This window comes from Microbulbifer mixtoriginis (SeqCode) (assembly GCF_052467945.1).
The window spans coordinates 2,337,414-2,355,646 of the sequence record NZ_CP174328.1; the positions used below are offsets into that span (position 1 = coordinate 2,337,414).

Annotated in this window: 14 protein-coding genes; 5 read left to right on the forward strand and 9 right to left on the reverse strand. The window is 45.6% G+C overall.

Annotated elements, in window-relative coordinates; all coding sequences use genetic code 11:
• Positions 1–64: 64 nt before the first annotated feature.
• The gene (locus tag ACJJIJ_RS10315; protein ID WP_252082154.1) at positions 65–1,447 is read right to left on the reverse strand and encodes an MFS transporter; all 1,383 of its coding nucleotides are present in this window, start codon (positions 1,445–1,447) and stop codon (positions 65–67) included.
• Between the two features lie 250 nt (positions 1,448–1,697).
• Here ACJJIJ_RS10315 and ACJJIJ_RS10320 point away from each other — a divergent pair, with 250 nt between their 5' ends.
• The gene (locus tag ACJJIJ_RS10320) at positions 1,698–2,210 is read left to right on the forward strand and encodes a DUF4174 domain-containing protein (RefSeq protein WP_444939503.1); all 513 of its coding nucleotides are present in this window, start codon (positions 1,698–1,700) and stop codon (positions 2,208–2,210) included.
• 229 nt (positions 2,211–2,439) lie between these two features.
• Here ACJJIJ_RS10320 and ACJJIJ_RS10325 read toward each other — a convergent pair whose 3' ends face one another.
• Entirely contained in the window at positions 2,440–3,678 is a 1,239-nt protein-coding gene (locus tag ACJJIJ_RS10325) for an alkylhydroperoxidase-related (seleno)protein (RefSeq protein WP_444939504.1), read from the reverse strand.
• 244 nt (positions 3,679–3,922) lie between these two features.
• Here ACJJIJ_RS10325 and ACJJIJ_RS10330 point away from each other — a divergent pair, with 244 nt between their 5' ends.
• On the forward strand, positions 3,923–4,564 hold the full coding sequence (locus ACJJIJ_RS10330) for an NAD-dependent epimerase/dehydratase family protein (protein WP_252082157.1): 642 nt from the start codon (positions 3,923–3,925) through the stop codon (positions 4,562–4,564).
• Positions 4,565–4,827: 263 nt separating this feature from the next.
• Entirely contained in the window at positions 4,828–5,412 is a 585-nt protein-coding gene (locus ACJJIJ_RS10335; RefSeq protein WP_252082158.1) for an exopolysaccharide biosynthesis protein, read from the forward strand.
• A gap of 32 nt (positions 5,413–5,444) precedes the next feature.
• Here the strand turns inward: ACJJIJ_RS10335 and ACJJIJ_RS10340 are convergent, their stop codons facing one another.
• The 3 genes from ACJJIJ_RS10340 to ACJJIJ_RS10350 form a co-directional block, all read right to left on the reverse strand.
• Positions 5,445–6,044, reverse strand: a complete 600-nt coding sequence (locus tag ACJJIJ_RS10340; RefSeq protein WP_444939505.1) for a CPBP family intramembrane glutamic endopeptidase — start codon at positions 6,042–6,044, stop codon at positions 5,445–5,447.
• Between the two features lie 94 nt (positions 6,045–6,138).
• Entirely contained in the window at positions 6,139–6,660 is a 522-nt protein-coding gene (locus ACJJIJ_RS10345) for a GDYXXLXY domain-containing protein (protein WP_444889944.1), read from the reverse strand.
• Complete coding sequence (locus ACJJIJ_RS10350) at positions 6,657–7,973, reverse strand: DUF2157 domain-containing protein (protein ID WP_444939506.1); 1,317 nt, start codon at positions 7,971–7,973, stop codon at positions 6,657–6,659. The genes ACJJIJ_RS10345 and ACJJIJ_RS10350 overlap by 4 nt, the downstream gene beginning before the upstream one ends.
• A 246-nt stretch (positions 7,974–8,219) precedes the next feature.
• On the opposite strand from ACJJIJ_RS10350, the gene ahpC reads away from it, so the two are divergent.
• The gene (ahpC, locus tag ACJJIJ_RS10355) at positions 8,220–8,786 is read left to right on the forward strand and encodes an alkyl hydroperoxide reductase subunit C (RefSeq protein ID WP_252082162.1); all 567 of its coding nucleotides are present in this window, start codon (positions 8,220–8,222) and stop codon (positions 8,784–8,786) included.
• Positions 8,787–8,959: 173 nt separating this feature from the next.
• Here ahpC and ACJJIJ_RS10360 read toward each other — a convergent pair whose 3' ends face one another.
• Positions 8,960–9,997 (reverse strand): Gfo/Idh/MocA family protein, encoded by a 1,038-nt coding sequence (locus ACJJIJ_RS10360; protein WP_444939507.1) that lies wholly within the window; start codon positions 9,995–9,997, stop codon positions 8,960–8,962.
• A gap of 356 nt (positions 9,998–10,353) precedes the next feature.
• Between ACJJIJ_RS10360 and ACJJIJ_RS10365 the strand changes: the two genes are divergently transcribed.
• Positions 10,354–11,037 (forward strand): glutathione S-transferase family protein, encoded by a 684-nt coding sequence (locus ACJJIJ_RS10365; protein ID WP_444939508.1) that lies wholly within the window; start codon positions 10,354–10,356, stop codon positions 11,035–11,037.
• A gap of 312 nt (positions 11,038–11,349) precedes the next feature.
• On the opposite strand, the gene ACJJIJ_RS10370 is transcribed toward ACJJIJ_RS10365, so the two are convergent.
• The 3 genes from ACJJIJ_RS10370 to ACJJIJ_RS10380 form a co-directional block, all read right to left on the reverse strand.
• Positions 11,350–12,924 (reverse strand): ATP-binding cassette domain-containing protein, encoded by a 1,575-nt coding sequence (locus ACJJIJ_RS10370; RefSeq protein WP_444939509.1) that lies wholly within the window; start codon positions 12,922–12,924, stop codon positions 11,350–11,352.
• Positions 12,925–13,484: 560 nt separating this feature from the next.
• Positions 13,485–14,681: an MFS transporter gene (locus ACJJIJ_RS10375; RefSeq protein WP_444939510.1), complete on the reverse strand. Its 1,197-nt coding sequence runs from the start codon at positions 14,679–14,681 to the stop codon at positions 13,485–13,487.
• Positions 14,678–18,034, reverse strand: coding sequence for a Gfo/Idh/MocA family oxidoreductase (locus ACJJIJ_RS10380; protein WP_444939511.1), 3,357 nt, complete (start codon positions 18,032–18,034; stop codon positions 14,678–14,680). Before ACJJIJ_RS10380 ends, ACJJIJ_RS10375 begins: the two co-directional genes overlap by 4 nt.
• Positions 18,035–18,233 lie beyond the last annotated feature (199 nt).

Below are 18,233 nucleotides of genomic sequence, written 5' to 3' on the forward strand. Positions count from 1 at the left end.
GCAATCCATTCGGATAGATTCGCAGCTTCCTTCACTTTCATCACATGGTCTTGCACTTCAGTGACTACCCGCCTTCCCGCTCTGGAATTCTAGGAGCGCTCATAAACATGAAAGCAACAACAAAGCCCACAAAAGCAAAACAAGCGTTTACCTCAAATGCCAAGCTAATACCCGATGTGATATCTGGAGAGAAACCCAATATGGCCGCATTTACACCAAGCCCTACCGCTCCACCGGTAATTTTGAGCATATAAATAATAGCACTTGCTAAACTAGCGCGGTTGGGATTTACAACCGCAATAACCATTGTGGTTGTCGAGGGGTTAAACAGCCCCAGGCCAGCGCCTAATATAATCAGCCCTAAGATGTAGTTATACCCTTCTCCCAGCCTGGACAAGTAAAACATCCCCAGGCTCATGCCCAAAATTCCAACACATACCAATATTTTCCCTCCGGTACGCAAATATAATTTACCTGCAATAAAGGACATCATGCCAAAAGCGACCATCATGGGTACCAGGGACAAGCCGGACTGAATAGTAGAGAAACCCCGCACATTGGTTAAGTATTGTGGCAAATACAAGATCACGGAAAAAAAAGTTACGGAGGTAAAAAGGGTAACAGCTCCTGCGGCAAAGAATCGCTTATTCTTAATGATATCCTGAGGTATCAGGGCGAAATCTCGCTCTTTTGTTTCAATCAGTACAAAAGCAACCGTAAACAGAAGAAAGGAGGTTAATAACCCCACTACCAAGGGATTCATAAAGCCATTTTCAGAAGCGAAATTTAAGGCCAAGAGAAAACTTAACAAAGAACCCGTAAGGGTCAAAACCCCCAAATAGTCAATTTTTTCGTTTGGGTCATAAGGTATATCTATCGGGATATATTTCCAGCACATATAGACCGCCGCAGTAGCGATGGGCAAGTTGAAAAAGAATAGCCAGCGCCAACTTAGTAGATCTGCCAACACTCCCCCCACTACTGGCCCCAAAGTATTGGCAAGACCGCAGATGGCCATAATTAATCCGCCGGTTTCCCCTGCGCGCTCTTCTGGCATAAGGTTGTAAGCCATCCCCAGAATTGATGGCCACATTAAGGCGGCCCCAATACCCATTGCAGCCCTGGCAGCCAACAGCATTGGAACATTTACAGCTAGCCCTCCGAGTAGGGAAAAGATAAGGAATATACACGCACCAATGATGAAGGTACGGCGCCGCCCAATAATGTCGGCAATACGGCCACCGGTAACAACCATTACCCCAAAAACCAGCCCATAGCCATTAATTACCCACTGTGAAGTGGTAATATTCATATTCATCTCCCTTTCTATGGCGGGAATCGCCGGGGAGAATGCACTGATATCAATGGCAATGATAAATAGGGCAACATAAATGGCTAATAGGCCTAAACGGTTTGACTGCTGGGTAGGCTCCTGCATATGTGCCATAAATGGTACCAGCTTCAGAAACTCCAATTTGATTGTTAGGCCAGGGGAGTTCGACCACACCATGCAATACGCTAATCTATCGCAGATTCGATTTTTTATCCTTAAACCTGATTACAAAAACCGGTAAGCTTGAAAGGGTCACCCAAAACCGTTTCTTTTGGAGTGCCACAAAGGGTACTACTTAAGCTTAGTTGAGTTTACTCAGCTAAACTCCAATGTATTTAGCAATCTAAATAGCAGAGTTGTGATAATGCGTACACTATTTTTCTTGCTATTACTTATTCAATCCTTACAGCTTGCCGCTGAAGAAACAGCTATAAGTAACCTCAAAGATTTTCAATGGAAAAATCGTATTTTACTGCTAGCAAACCCACCAAAGCCCCCTGAAACCCTAGAGTCACTGCTCAAGCTGGGGCCACAATTTGCTGAGAGGCAACTTCTCTGGTTTTTATTTTCAGGTGACAAAATTGAAACGAATTATGCAGGAAAAATTACCGGGGATTTTGGTAAAAATATTCGCGATGAATATTTCAAGGGAAATAGTGAGCAAGTTGTGCTAATTGGCAAGGATGGCAGAGAAAAATATCGTACAGTTACCTTTTCCCCTGTAGAAATTTTTCAGCGCATAGACCGTATGCCTATGCGCAAGCAGGAGATGCAGGGCAGCCATCAGCCCAGTGAAGTACTTTTGGGTAAATGTACTGTATCTGTTGGTTCATTAAATATTGCACCAAGATTGACCAGAAAGTTTTGCCAGGAATGACTACACCCAATTTCTCCGTCGTGCACCTTGCTCTATATTTACTGCTTCAAACCTTGAGAGGACCTTTGAAGCCACTATAGAAACGGGCCCATCAAGATCCACACTATACCGATAACGATTATAACGGTAGACGCTTCATCCTCATTGGCATATGGGCTTTTCTAGCCCACCATAGGCATTTTATCAATTGAATCTGGCTCACTATTCCAAAGGGAGAGTAGCTTGCTACTTAAGCCCTATCCCTGGCTCTTTTCCCCACCATTTTAAACAAAATCGGGCGAACCTTGGCAAACAGCCACCCCAATGCCTTACCCCCGGCCGTCGTCTCACTTGCCTGGGCATATGTATCCAGCGCCAGTTGACTTTGTACCTGCTGACTTAACAGATCCACTTCTTGATCTAGCTCTATTCCTGTGGCGCTGGCAATACGATTCATACGCTGGAAACTGCCTATTAGCGCGGCCGTATCCACCAGTGCAGAATCACCATGCTCCTTGGATAACTTCTCCCTGGCGAGGACAAGTTGCTGATTATCATCCCCCATAGCAGCGTCCACAAAGCCAATAAGCTCCGCATACTCCCCGGAAATTCCCCCATTACCAGGTCCATTATTTTCACTAGCTGCCGCTCTTTCCGAAGAGAGCAAGTCGGTGATATTTTGCTGCTTACCCTGCACCTCTCCGCTTACTTGTAACAACATTGCGTGAGACGCCGAACAATAGAAGCACTCATTATTCATCGACACCCTGGTAGCGACTAACTCAATTTCTATACGAGATAGTGCACGATCGTGACTCTCACCTACCTGCATGACTTCAGAGGGTAAAAAGTAATAACGATTCTCCATATAGCGCTGACAACGCACCGCCTCTGGTACCAAACTCAAAGCTCTAAGCACATTAGTGGGCTTGGGGACATCCCTATATAAATCTTGCTCCTCCTCTGCACACTGGCTCTTGCCGATCATTGGCACCCAGGCTGCGTCCTCTTCCAAGCCTCCGGGAATATATTGCGATGGCGATTCATTCACTAAAGTTTGAATTTCTGGCAATGCCTCCAAAGGTAAACCCAGTGCCCGATGGAAGGTATCCACATTCATGACAAATACAACTACAGCGACCAACTCCACATACTGTCCCTTGGAGATTTCTGAGGGTATTAGTCTTTTAAACCACTCGTCACTTAAACGGGAGGAGTCTGTCACTATACGGTGAACTGTATCGACAATAACTTCGGAAAGTTCCGAATTAGATTCATGCCGCCCCTCCACCTGATAAGGTGAAAGCGCTTTCTTCCGCTCTCGGCAAAATGCACATTCATGTGCTGCACGCACCTCTCTGGCAATGGCAAGGTGCTGCTGGGCAGACCACCAATTACCGGTCTCCCCAATAAACTGCCAGGCTTTTAAATTTGCCTCACGTAGACCTTCACGAATAGGCAACTTCTGTTTCGAGTAATCAAATAGCATTGTTCAATCCGACTCCCTAAAAGGGTTGATACCTTCACTAACAATTACGAAGGAGATTAATATGTAATAAGCAAACATTTCTACATTTATTTTTGGAATTATTTTTTTAAATAAATCGCCCATTTATTTAAAAAAATAGTCGGAAAATTTACAGCGGGGAAAGGGACCAATACACTTGACAACACCACCCCTAAATAGTGGATCATCAGCTAATTGGCAAATGTATGAATCGGAAATTTTTATAATGAAGGCAATTATTATCGGTGCAACGGGACTGATTGGTAGTGAACTGGTTGAACTGTTGGCAAAGGAATCCGCTATCGATGAGATAATCACTCTTACCCGCCGAAATGCCCCTATTCGCCACCCCAAGGTACGCAATGAAATTGTGGACTTTGAACATCTGACGGACTATGCAGACTTATTCCGTGGTGACTTGCTTTTTTCCTGCCTTGGCACTACCAAAAAACAAGCAGGCAGCCTGGAGCAACAACATAAGGTGGATGTGGAGTATCAATACCAGGCGGCAAAGCTTGCTGCGGATAATGGGGTGTCGCATTACCTGCTGGTATCCTCTAGCGGTGCCAATACCAAAAGTGGCAATGCCTACTTGCAAATGAAGGGGGAACTTGAACAGGAAATTTTATCTTTGTCCTTTGCCCGAACCAGTATCTTTCGCCCTTCCCTACTTTTAGGTGAGCGGGGCGATTCCCGTCCAGCAGAGAAAATTGGCGCCATATTATTACCCTGGATCTGCCGACTCCCCGGACTACAGCGTTTTCGCCCAATTGAGGGGGCTCAGGTAGCGGCAAAGATGGTGAGAGAGAGTCTTAAAGAGGGCAAAGGCCAAGAAACCTTCACTCTGGATGAATTGTTTTCCAACTAGCGCCTTTTTGGGCTGGCGCTTGAGGCTTTGGCGGCACAGACTATCTCTATAGGATTCCCTTTGCGGTGAACGCCATGCTGTTGTTTGTGCACTATTTATCTAGGCTGCTCCTGTCTTTAGCCCCCTCCCTGCTGCTTATCTACGTAGCCTATCACCGGCATAAGCGCCAGTATGGAAGATCCCGGATGGAAGATCCCAGATGGAAGATCCCGACTCACCGTTCTTGTCCGATCAATCAGTAATGGGCATTGAAGCCTAAGCCTATGCCCCAGGAATTTACCGGCCTATGCCAGCTGCTGGAACACATAGAAGCCAGCTGCCGGCATACTGAACGGGTCTCCCTAGAGTTGGTAATAGATGCCGTAGGGCTCGGTTCTTATGCGCCCTTTCTGCTGGTGGTGGGATTGATTCTATTTTCTCCCCTAAGCGGCGTGCCCGGCATATCTACCTCCATGGCAGCATTACTCCTACTAGTGGCCATTCAGCTGCTACTGGGGCGCAAACATGTGTGGCTGCCCCAGTGGCTATTAAACCGTTCGATTTCCAAGAAGAAGCTCACCCGAGCATTGCACTGGTTGAGGCGACCGGCAGAGTTTGCCGATCACTGGATGCAGCCACGCCTGCATTTTCTGGTAAAGCGCAGTGGTACCTATGCTATTGCCACTACTTGCTCACTTATCGCCCTGACAATGCCGCTGATGGAACTGGTGCCCTTTTCGGCCACTACAGCCGGCTTCGCCCTCACTATTTTTGGGCTGGCCTTGGTGGCTCACGATGGCTTGCTAGCGCTGATCGGCTTTACCATGACCGCCCTACTAACCCTACTACTAGCGCATACCCTGCTTTAAGGCTGACGCACTCAGCCACTAAAATGCGTCTGTTACTTGACCAGCCAACGGTCCGCACCCAGTACTTTCGGGTAATAGGCAAGTGTGGCCAGGGCAAAAAAATCGTAGAGGGCATGCCAGACAACCACCCCCAATAGGCTGCCGCTGGCTTGGTAGACAAAACCAAGAATTAAGCCAAATGCGAAAATTAGCAGCACATAGATCAGCGAAGCCCAGTGAAGAAGGGCAAAAACGAAAGAAGCTCCGAGCAACCCCAGCAGCGGGGAGCTCAGTTGCGACAGCCAGGTTTGCAGAAAGCCACGAAATAACAACTCCTCACAAACACCTGCGGCGAGAGACAACAGTACCACCTGGGCCAAGGGCATTTTGCAGAAAATTGGCGCCAGCTGGGCACAGTACCAACGCAGAGTACGCCCCACGCGATGATGGGCGCGGGTCAATGCCACAACCACAGCAAAGCTAAACAGTGCGCCCAAGACTCCCCAGGCAATAGAACTCCACGGGTCGCCTCTTGCTGGTGATAGCGTCACATCGGAAAGCCAAAGTCCGATCACTGCCAACAACAGGCAAGCCCCCTGCACCCACATCATGGTGCCGAAGATATTTATCTGGCGCTTTTTTCCCTGTGACATAGATTCTGACTCCATTCTTTAGAGCTGTTTTTTTCCCTCGACTCTTGGCCCAATACAGCCTCGCGTTACAACTCCAGAGCATAAAGTGAGTGACTCAGCCGCCCCCTATTACACTCTTGAGGCTCACCTGACCACTGGGCGCTACCATAAGCTCGGCAATCCCACCATCGCGTAATTCCCGCTCCAACTGCAGGGCCTTTTCTTTGGGGGCAAAGTAGGCCTCTATACCGTACTTGATGCGGTAAAATTGCTCTGCACTCCAAGGATTAGCACCGGCAATCCGCCCCTTAATAAATATCCCCTCGATCGGTTTTTCCAGGCTCGCCGCAGAAAATTCATAAAGTCCTGAGGGGGATTTTTTCAAGGAGACATACACCACCTCCCCCTCTCGTATAGGGCGCTCTCCCGTTAAGGCTGACTTGGCAATACGGGAAAAGTCGTAATTCAAGCGCGCATAGTTGCCGCGAAACAGGGAGCGGGGGTCTACCGGTATCGTTTTTACCCGGATTGGCTCTCCAGTCCAAAGCGGCACCTGTGCCTTTACATACATGCCTACCAGAATCAAAAACTGTGCAGCTATCGCCATACCCAAGGCAAAAGTCAGTCCCTTTTTCATTGTGCTCCCTCCCTGCCCTGGTGGTACTTCCAGTACTTGGCGGCGCCCAATAACAGGCCCGCAAATAAAATAAAGATCAGCGAAGCCCCCAGGTAATCACCGATCAGATCGATATAACGCAGCAATGCAGTGATCAGTATCGACATCACCCCAAGGAAGAAATAATGGGAAATACCATCGTGAATACCCCGGTAAATTAACCAGCTACCACAGCCAATAAGGGCGAAATTGGTAGCCACTTGCAAATACATCGCCAAGTCTTGGTTATCACTGCTGCTGACAGTGATGAGGGCACCAATAAAGAACACATAGAGCAAACCACTCGATATCAAACGCCTGGCCGGCAGTGCCAACAGCAGAGTAACAGTGGCCATCACGGCCACCACCAGCCACATAGACAACCGGTGTTGCCAATCGGCCTCGATCAACGCCTCCCAAGGCTGTTCGAAGCTGAATACCAACAGGCTGGCCAGGGCAAAACGCAGACACCACACCGAGATCACCGCAGCGTAGTCCTTGGCCACCGGCGAAGCCCTCAGCGCCAGCCAATGACTAAAGGTATACAGCAGAATAAAAAGGGAGACCGCCACCGCCAGATTCTCTGAATAAAATTCCAGCCCTGCGCCCAGCTGCTCGCCACGCCAGAATTCCGATAGCGAGAATTCGATCCAGAAGCCGATGCTCACCACAAGCAGCAGCATAAGAATGGTGCTCGCTCGCCCGCGTAAAAGTACATAGAGAGATAGCGCTATAAAGAGCGGGAAGAGCGCCGGGTAATAGCCCATGCTCACCTGTAAAAAGAACCACAGCAGTGCCAGCACATTAGCCTGAATGGCCAGCCAAGGGCTGCGGGTAATCAAGGCAAATGGCAGACAGCCCAGTGCCCACCAGAAGATTCCATCGGGCATATGCTCACCCAGATGGTAGATTTGTGCGATCAGAATTATCGCGGCACCAAAAAAGAAGTTCCCCAGCAGAAAGAGCCCTTCGCCGGCACGGCGGTCCCCTGTGCAATAAGCTCGCAAGGCAACCCACTGAGTGACCAGCGTGAGCGCAATCAAACCGCCCATACGCAACGCGCGGGGGATTTCTTCCCAGTTGGCGCCAATCAGGGTGATCAGTGCAAGCGCGATAAATAGATAAGCGAGCCCCACTAACACGTTGTAACCCAGTGAGCGCTGCCGGGCACTGCGATAATCCACCTGGTAGCGGGCACAGATTAACTCTGCCTGTGCCTCGCTGATCACCCCGTCATCCACCCAATCCTCGGCTTCACGCGCCAAGTCATATTTCAATAAGCGTATCAATCGCATACCACTGTCCTGCGGCCAAATATCCATTGCGGCGCTGTTCAGCGCCCGCTGTAAGTCTTTGGAGTATCTCTGATGTCGTCTCCATCCACAATCTAACAACCAAGCCGGTCAAGCCCCAGGGCAGCAAGATAGCGACAAGCTATCTGACACATTTAAATTGTTAATTTTTATCAAAATTAAACCACCAATAGTATTAAGCCCAGAGAAATTACTGACACAACGCGGTATTCACTTAAGGAGTTACCCATGTCCCGTTACATCGAATCCGAACTTAAACCCTTCAACGCCAAAGCCTACCAAAATGGCGAGTTTCACGACGTCAGCGATGCCGATGTCAAAGGCAAGTGGGCGGTATTCTTCTTTTACCCCGCCGACTTCACCTTTGTTTGCCCCACCGAGCTGGGCGATCTGGCCGACAACTATGAAGAGTTCAAGAAGTTGGGAGTGGAGATTTACTCCGTATCCACCGATACCCACTTCACCCATAAAGCGTGGCACGATTCCTCTGAAACCATCGGTAAGATCCAGTACCCGATGATTGGTGATCCCACCGGCACTATCACCCGCAACTTCAGCGTAATGATTGAGGAAGAAGGTATCGCAGACCGCGGCACCTTTGTAATTGACCCGGAAGGCCGTATTCAGATCGTTGAGATCACTGCAGGTGGTATTGGCCGCGACGCCAACGAACTGCTACGTAAAATCAAGGCCGCCCAGTACGTGGCCGAACACCCCGGTGAGGTATGCCCGGCCAAGTGGAAGGAAGGCGAGGAAACCTTAGCCCCGTCTCTCGACCTGGTAGGTAAGATTTAAGTTTTCCCAAGCCCTCACAGGATTGGAACTGGCTTTGCCCACTCTTTGGTGGGCATTGTCATTTATAAATTCTGACAAACTGATCCGAACAAATTCAATAGAGTAAGCATTACCACTGATTTCTTTTCAGAAAAAGCTCACCTGATCATCACAAATTTGAGTGCAGTAAGAATCTAGTTCTCCCTACTTTTGATGATACGATCGCACTCGGATAATAACTGAATAGCCAATAATGATTCATCCATAGGAGCTTGAGGGCATTCAGTGCGTCCTGCAGAAATACAGCGTTGTACCGCTGCAGCCTCATAAATGAGCCCCTCTGAACTTGGAAAGTTAAATTCCCCCTGAATACTAGGGAGATGGAAAACCTGTGTTTCAACAACATTTTTTGGATTACGGCGGCTTCCACCGTACTTAATTAATGAAAGACATGTTGGACTATGCGCGGGGGCTTGCACTCTAATCCGACCTTTCGACCCATATATATCCATCTCCTCCGCACCTTCATATAAAATGCTCCAGGTTGCTATTGCTGTTGATGACCCTTCAAAATGGATATGCATTGCGCCTGCGGCCACTTGCCCAAAACCATAGCCATCAATTACTCCAGCACAGTCAGTTTCTTTAATATTACTTCCACCAAATATTAAAGCTTGATGAATAGGGTAAACCCCAGCATCGAAGCTGCCTCCTGTTTTCCAGGTTGGCGAATTTAATCCTTCATCACGCTTTAGGTCAAAACTTAAATCTGCTCTAACTTGCTGGACCTCTCCGATATCACCACTTTCAACTATTTTTCGTGAGTATTCAATTGCTGGAAAGAAACGCATCCACATAGCCTCACTACAAAACAGGCCTTTTTCCCTGGACAGAACTTTTATTTTAACGATATCTTCTACAGAAAGAGCGACTGGCTTTTCAATAAAGACATGTTTTCCTGCATTTAGAGCCAAAATGGCATGTTCAGCATGAGACTCTGTTGTGGTTGCGATATAGACTATATCTACAAGAGGGTCACTCACCAAGTTTGCATAATTCCCATAATATCTTTTAGCCCCATGCAATATTGCAAATGCCTGCGCACGGCCAATATCCCTTGCCGCAACTGCATAGACTTGGGCTGACTCAAGAAAATTCAGCACCAAGGCAAAGTCGTTTGCAATTTTCCCACAACCAATAAAACCCCACCTATACACCCGCTCACTTTCCATAGGTAGATTATCCATAGGCGATACAACCATACCCGACGCGGATGTATATAGGCTCACTGGGTTTATCTCCAATAAAATTGTTAAACACCAGTGTAATGAAAAAGAGGGATGTACCGCCAAACAAACGTGGCAGAGCTCAAAGGTTGAAGCAATCCAAGACTGCGACCAATTAGTCACCGAGTTAAAATGACAGTTTTTAATGACCCTTGGCTGACTTTTAAATAACACCTTTTAGGAGATCTTAATTCTTATAAGAGTAGGTAGTAGCTATAGCAATATTTCATTAATCGAGATATTCAACCAACACAATATACTTACCTCCAGTACTACACCTTAATTAAATTAATCAAACCATCATGTACCAGCTATTTATTGCCAATAAAAACTACTCTTCATGGTCTTTAAGAGTTTGGCTCTTAATGAAGGAGATGTGTATACCGTTCGAGGAAAAAATGATCACTTTTGAGGATGGGAATAGTTGGAAAAAATTTTCCAGCTTCTCACCTAGCGGAAAACTACCCTGCCTGAAAGATAACAATCTCTTAATCTGGGATTCTCTTTCAATTACAGAGTATCTAGCCGAAAAACTCTCTCTCATCTGGCCAATGAATAAGTTTGCCAGGGCTTGGGCGCGCAGTATTTCAGCAGAAATGCACTCAGACTTTGAATTCTTCAATAGCAAATCGCTAAGCTGCGCGACAGAAGTTAACACCCCAGTAATACCAGATAATCTTAGTAAAGCGGTCACCCGAATTGATGATCTGGTGCAGGAAGGACTTGGAAATTTTGGTGGCCCTTTCCTTGCCGGCGAAAAGTTTACCGCCGCAGATGCATTCTACTCTCCAACAATCATTAAAATAAATAACTACAATTTATCAGTTAGCACAGAGACAAACCAATATTTCAACAAGATATTGGCTTTACCAAATTTAAAGGAATGGATAGGTCAGGCCATACAGGAACCATGGAAAGTTTCAGAATATGAAGAAATGGAAAAGGATATTGGGAGGATAATAAGAGACAAGAGAGGACAAGGATAAACTATAGATATCCCACTTCCAGCTAAACCCAATTTAAACTAAGGCTTCATAGGGTTGAACAACAGATGTGCTGTAGATCTTACAGAGAGCTAACCAGGCTAAGCCCCCTGTACCCCCCCGAAAGATTAGCCAATCCAAGACTTGGAATTATGGTGAAAACCCACCCCAAAGCCTCTCGATAATAGCAAATGTCCAGAGATTATTGATAAAAAATACAAAGTAACCTAGCTATTATCATGATCAACTATATAGATTGCCACCTGTGACACACTACCTACAAACACCCCTTACCTACCAAACGATAAAGATTCTTCAATCCAAATTGAGCTGACTATCTACACCTATAGCATTAATAAAACTCAGATCATGTGAGACCAATAAGACAGCACCAGAAAAATCCATAATGGCATTTACTAATAGCTGGCGGGAATCCAGATCCAAGTGATTATCTGGCTCGTCTAGCAGTATCAAGTCTGTGGCAATGGTGCCCCGTGTAACGGCAAGTAATGCCACTTTTAGTTGCTCCCCTCCACTTAGGAGCCTGAGAGGCAGCAGCGGCGTATCTCCCCTTAGCCGCAAACTACCTAGCATGGTACGCCATTCAGATTCTTTTCTACCGGGGTGAAGATAGAAAAGATTCTCTAAGGCGGATAACTCTTTATTGAGAAAACTGAAGTCCTGGTCTAAATAACACAAACTTCCACGAGTTTGGCAGACGCCACTTAGAGCTTTTAGCTGACCAGCTATGACCTTTAGCAGAGTGGATTTTCCACTACCATTGCCACCCGCTATCCTCCAACGTTCCCCCTTGCGGACTGTTAAAGATATAGGCTTATCATGAGAACCATATGGGAGCTGCAAATTTTCAAGATGTAATTGTATTGACTTGCGAGAATCACACTTAGTGAGGGATAGCTTTTGCGGTCTTAGTCTCTGTGACTCAATTACTGTTATTTTACTTATTTCCTCTCTTTTTTTCTCTAACTGTAACTGGCGCTGCTCTAACTTTCGCTTTAATTTTCCAAGACCTTTCCCTGCGCGATCTTTTTGTGAGTCCATAAGACTCTTACTTTGAGAGTTCCGCTTGCCTTTTCCCTGCCGTTGTCTAGTAGCGAAATTATGCAGACTTTTCTGCCTGACATTATTTAGTTGGTTGAATTCTTTTCGATTATCCTCTGCCCTTTGGAGCAGGGCTGCTTGCTCTGATTCTTTTTGTTGCATATACGCACTGTATGCGCCGCCATAGGTTTTCAATCCTCGCTGATAAATCTCTATTATTTGTCGGACATTTTCCAGCAGCTCTACATCATGACTGGCGACCAGTGCCCCTCCTGCATGATTTAAGATTTTCTCTTGCAGCCACTCCCGCCCACTCTGATCAAGATGATTGCTAGGCTCATCTAGCAGTAAGTAGTCACTTGAGAGAGAAAATGCATAGGCAAGGCTTAACTTGGCTCTCTGACCACCACTCAATCGTTCTATCGGCGTATCCAATGGCGCATTGATTTTTGCTTCCTCTAGCTGGCGCTGCCAAGTAAGAGGCAGATGCCAATAGTCCGCAACGGATATCAGGTCATCCTCTGATGCATGCCCTTGCTCTACCCGTAAAAAAACTTCATACAAATGGCCATCTGCAAGACAATCGACGATCCGCAAATCAAGTCGGGGATTAAGCTGTTTCACCAGATGATGGCGTCTTCTCCAAGAGACCTTACCACCAGTAACGGAAGCTTGACCGTGAAGAACACTTAGTAGTGTGGATTTCCCGCTGCCATTAGGTGCAACTAATCCAGTGATTCCAATAGGTAATTCCAAGCTTACTTTATGGAAAATCGGGGTGTCCCCAAATATCAGGGAGATGTTTTCAAGAGTACAAATAGCTGTCATATGCCCTCCGATCATAGGACCGTGCGGCGTATTTCTGCTATCAGCCAATAGGTGTTTGAGGAAGATACGCCACCTGCAAAGGATTGATTAGGTCCGCAGCGATAGAGTGCGAACTTAGTTCCAGTTATGCGCAGGGCTTAATTCATCGGCGTAAATGACTCCGGACAAGATATTAGATTAGTATTTCCCAAGGCGTGGGCATCTATTAAAGGCGCTTAGCGTAATTAATATGCCAATATATTTCAAGCACTATTTGCAAACCAATCAACTTAGATGATACCTACTATCCTAGCGGTTAGAGTAACCTAACATGCTTCTCCATCGAGACTTGGTACTGAACACTGCGCCACCAATCCGACCATCTAGTAGCTTTCTAAGTCTCAACTTGTAGGAAGGGGGTACCTTAACAACCCGCCAGTATTTTCGTTCAAACCACTCTCTTATAGTCAGACTGATTCATCTGTAAGTGAATGGTTAGGATTAAATAACCCTGCACATTAAGAATTTCAACGGGTTAACTTTCTTTCTGAGCCATAAAGGTAATATGGATTGTCAGGAACTTACCGAGACTTTACCAACCTCTCAATAAAGGCTACCAGTGTGCAGAAAACAATCCCCGCCAGAAGAAATACTGGAACTATATAGATAGCAGTTTGTATACCATAATTCTCATCCAGCCATCCTACTAAGGCATGGGCAAATATCAAAAACACGCCCCCCATTCCAAGAGAAAATGAAACAGTAAACGGTGGATTTCTTGAACTACGCGTCAACCACTCCATCGTATAGGGAAAAAGGTAAGATAGAGTTAGACCACATACAGGCAACCACAAAGGATTAACCCAATAACCAAGAAGAAATACAACTGCTGTTGATGCAAAAGAAATTATCAACCAAATAAATGCACTACCCCTTAGAAGGATAAAGGTAAAAAATATCCTTCCAATACACAGCAGGCCAAAAAAAATTGAAAGTAAAACATCTGCCTCAACAGCCCATGGACCACCCCTTGCATCAAGAAATAACACAAGTCGACTAGCAAGGATGTGTTCAGATCCATTATATGCAGAAACAATTAACCCACCCCCAATTGCAATCCACCATTCTTTTGGCTCTTTATCTCGCTTACTGTTTTCTCGATAAGCACCAGGATCAAAGTCCCCACCTCCCGTTTGATACCTTCCTTTTCTCCTGAATAAGCCGACACAAATATATAGAAGAATGACGGCAGATAGCACGCCAAATAAATAGAACCCCCCCTCCCAATCAAAATGATACTTATAGGATAATGCAGGTATTAAGGGAGATAGTATCGATGCAACTCCATAGGTACTATGCAACCCACAATACCCTTGACGCGCGAGATCTTGAGGAACAAAAAGAGGGATTGCTACATTAATCAGCACCATACAGCCCCCTGCTCCCATTCCAAAAATAAAACTTCCTAAAATAAGAGTGGGAAAGGAATGATAATAACCAGAAACTCCCGATAATATTGAGCCAACCCCCATAAAAGCAACAAACAACCCCAAACCCGATATCACTCTAACTCTCTTTACCCATAAGGATCCTGATAGAGTCATTAATAAGGCAGAAAAAGTAGACAAAAAGAAAAAGGTAGAACCCTTAGAAGGGGTTACAGAAAAGTAATCCAAGATTTGAGGATAAATTGGCGCCTTATAAACCTCTATAAAACCTAGAAGAAATAGCGCTCCATAACAGGATAACAATCCAAACCAATAGATCTTTCGCTTCACGCAGCTCTTCTTTTAATATAGTGATCGCACTCCACAACCATCTGAATCGCTCGCACAGAGTCTGCTAGAGGAAGTTCCGGGCACTCAATTAAACCTTTCTCCAAACATTGCTGCACAATCCGAGCCTCGTAGTATAGCCCCTCAGAGTTGGGATAATTAAATTTACCCCTAATTCTCGGCAGCGGGAATTCATACATCTTAGAAACATTATTCGACCTTCTATCGCCTGAAATTCTAGTTGTTGAAATCTTTGTTGGACAATGCGCTGGCGCAAAGACTTTTATCCTGCCTTCAGTTCCATAGATCTCCAACTCTTCTGCTCCCTCCACCAGGTGACTCCAAGAAACAACTGCAGTAGATCCAGAATTAAAGTGGGCATAAATCAGTCCGGCTCCATCTTCCTTAAATCCATGATCATCAAGTACCCCAGAGAACTCCAGGTCTGATGTATCCCTACCCAGCATCATCAACGCTGCATGTATTGGATATACCCCGGCATCCAAACCTGCCCCAACTTTCCATTTAGGAGATTGAAGCCCTTCGTCCATGCGTAAATCAAAACTCAAATCAGCCCGCAGCTGACAAACATCCCCAATGCCACCGGAAGTTATTATGCTTCTGCAGTGTTGTATAGCTGGAAAGAATCTCATCCACATACCTTCCATGCAAAAAAGCCGCTTTTTATTGGCAAGATCCTTAATCTTTTGGGCATCTTCGACGGTCAGCGCTATAGGTTTTTCAATCAGTACCGGCTTCCCTGCCCTTAAAGCCAATTCAGCATGCTGTCGATGCAACTCGGGAATAGTCGCAATATAGACAATATCGACTTCTGGGTCAGAAACTAATTCCTGGTAATCTCCATATGCTCGACAGACTCCATGCTTACCTGCAAAATCTTTAGCCCGCCCAAAGTCCCTAGAAGCCACAGCATGAATTTCTGCAGATTCCAGATAATTGATCACTATGGCAAAATCATTCGCAATCCTTCCACAACCAATAAACCCCCAACGTAGCTTTTGGGGAGAGACCCTCTCTGGAGTATAAACATTCGCTATTTCTACGTCCTCAATCAGCCCCTCTTCATCTTCTATAGTATCGGGATCTAATACGAGTTCAGGGTGGTAGTAAAGCCTCTCTTGCAGGCTATTCCAAGCACCCTCAAGATGTTTACCCTTTATTTTGTTCACCCATATGCACCTTCCGAGAGGTGCAGGTAGAGGCGCGCGTAACGTTCCTGAACGGTGGATTGAAATCTGTTTAATTGCCGTTTTGTATACATCCAGACTCAACCCCTTCACACTAGCGGAAAGTCCCAGATTCACGTAAATGTCAAACAGCAATTTAACTTCTGCCTTAGATATCAATCCCATCTGTTCAGCAACCAGTGAAGTAAATAGGCAATCAATACCCACAGCTTCACCATGCATCAACCTAAAAGCCTCATCACGTTCCAACCATCGAGATAGCGTATGTCCAAAGTCCATTGGCCTAGATAAGTTCTCCTCTTTTAAATCTCCCGCAATACTGTCAAGCATTGCATCGATACAATTTATTAATAATTTATAGGATGCTTCTCCCGGGAGCCCATCAGGTCCCAGAAATTTATTTTCTAATAATGATGCACCTTGGGCTGACAATGTATCGAGTACGTTTCTATTAAATACCACGCCAACCTTGATCATTTCACCAATCGCGCTTTTCAGCACTCGCTGTGGATTAGTTTTTAAGAAGGTTGGATCAATTATTGTGTGCAAAGGGCTATGAAAAGCACCTATCCCATTTTTGATGTTGTGGTTTACACTAACCTTAATACCGATAGACGAGTCAATCATACCCATTAGAGTGGTTGGGATACGTATCCAGGGCGTATTTCGTCGCCATACCGCACTGACAAACCCTATTGTATCCGTTACCGCTCCCCCCCCGATAGCTACAATTGGCTCTCTATAACGAAGAGGGTTGACCTTCCATATTTCATCAATCATTCTTAAAAGACTGTCAATATTTTTTGACTGCTCACCGCCCTGCATAACAATTGGAATAAATTTAACCCCAACAGACTTTTCCCACGCAATGATAGATTTTTCATACAAACCCCAAACCTTGTCATCAACACAACAAATAATTCTGTTCTTTGGGGGCCTTAACAGCTCAATAAGAAACCTATTGCCGAGGTCAAACAGCCCGTGGTGATACCAGATTCTCTGATTTGTAGGGGCCTGACAAATAGTGTCTGAAACTTGGACAATAGAGTGATGGTTTTCGTCTGCTCGCACTTGGGCCTTGATACTAGGCTCAATCAATGCGGCTAACTCAAGTACACTGCATGCATGATTTAACCGCGGTAGCTGCTGGTATTTTTCATTATCATCATCCAAGATAGATTCAATGAAAAGCCTCTTCAAATCACGATAATCTTGTTCAAATAAATAGCAATACCATATGGCCCCCTTTTCCTTTCTTGTAAGTTCAAGCGCGCGATCAAGCCTATCCGGCATAGCTTGTCGAATGAAAATCGGCCTGCCCCTGAGCCCTTTCCGCATCACTATACAGTTTTCTACACCTTCACAACGGGTAGCCAGAAAGGAAAAACTGATTCCCAAATTGGTTTTTAAAGTAAAAGATAGCTTTTTGAAATCCTCAATATCACCAAATTGCTTCTGTGCCGTCTCATCCTGATTCACCACTACATCCACAATGTTGTGGGGGGCTAGATTCCACTTTGCGACACAAAGTTCAAGCTCATGGCAGCATTGGTTAAGTAACATACCTTCGGCATTTTGCCTGAAGATGCTTTCCAAATTAGCCTCTGGGTGTGGATTGTGATGTATAAATCCCACACTTCTGGACTTTAACTGCCATTGTTCATTAATTCTCTCAGCTTCGCTGACGTAGCTGGCGATATGCTTCTGATAGCCTATAACAACATTTACATGCTCCTCACCAGCACGTCTCTCCATGTCACGCAATTTTTCCAGTGAGTCGGCGCCAGGTTTTTCCAAGTAGATATTTCTATACCCCTTGCCTACTACAAAATCAAAAATCCTTTTCGTTGATTGAGTTCTAACTGAAATCAACACCAAACTTTTATGGGAAAGATTTGCCTTAGGTAATTGTTCTAAAGAGGAATAGAGTTTGAAGTCACCAAATTGATCTTTGAGCCTTGCCATCTCCTCATGAAATGCCATCCCTTTTTTGGAAGACGAAACTTCAACAGAGAGCCAGTGCTGCTCAACGATGGCATCTACCACGACATTAGGCATACTCATCAACTGAGAAAGATGTAGCCATCCGATTGACTCCCCTGGCAAGCCAACACCAATCACGATGACATGCACCACATTTTGGTTCATAGGGGCAATCTCATATCAAATCGACCATCCAGGCTCACATGAATCCGAGTTACTTCTTTAACTCATTGCTAACGTCCTCCCATTTAGACTCCAAGTCATTTCTGTTCATGAGCCTGTAACGACAAGGCTACATCAGCCAACTGGCGCCTTCCCCTCCCCTAAAAACCAATGATCGATTGGGAAAATTTATTAGAAGCAT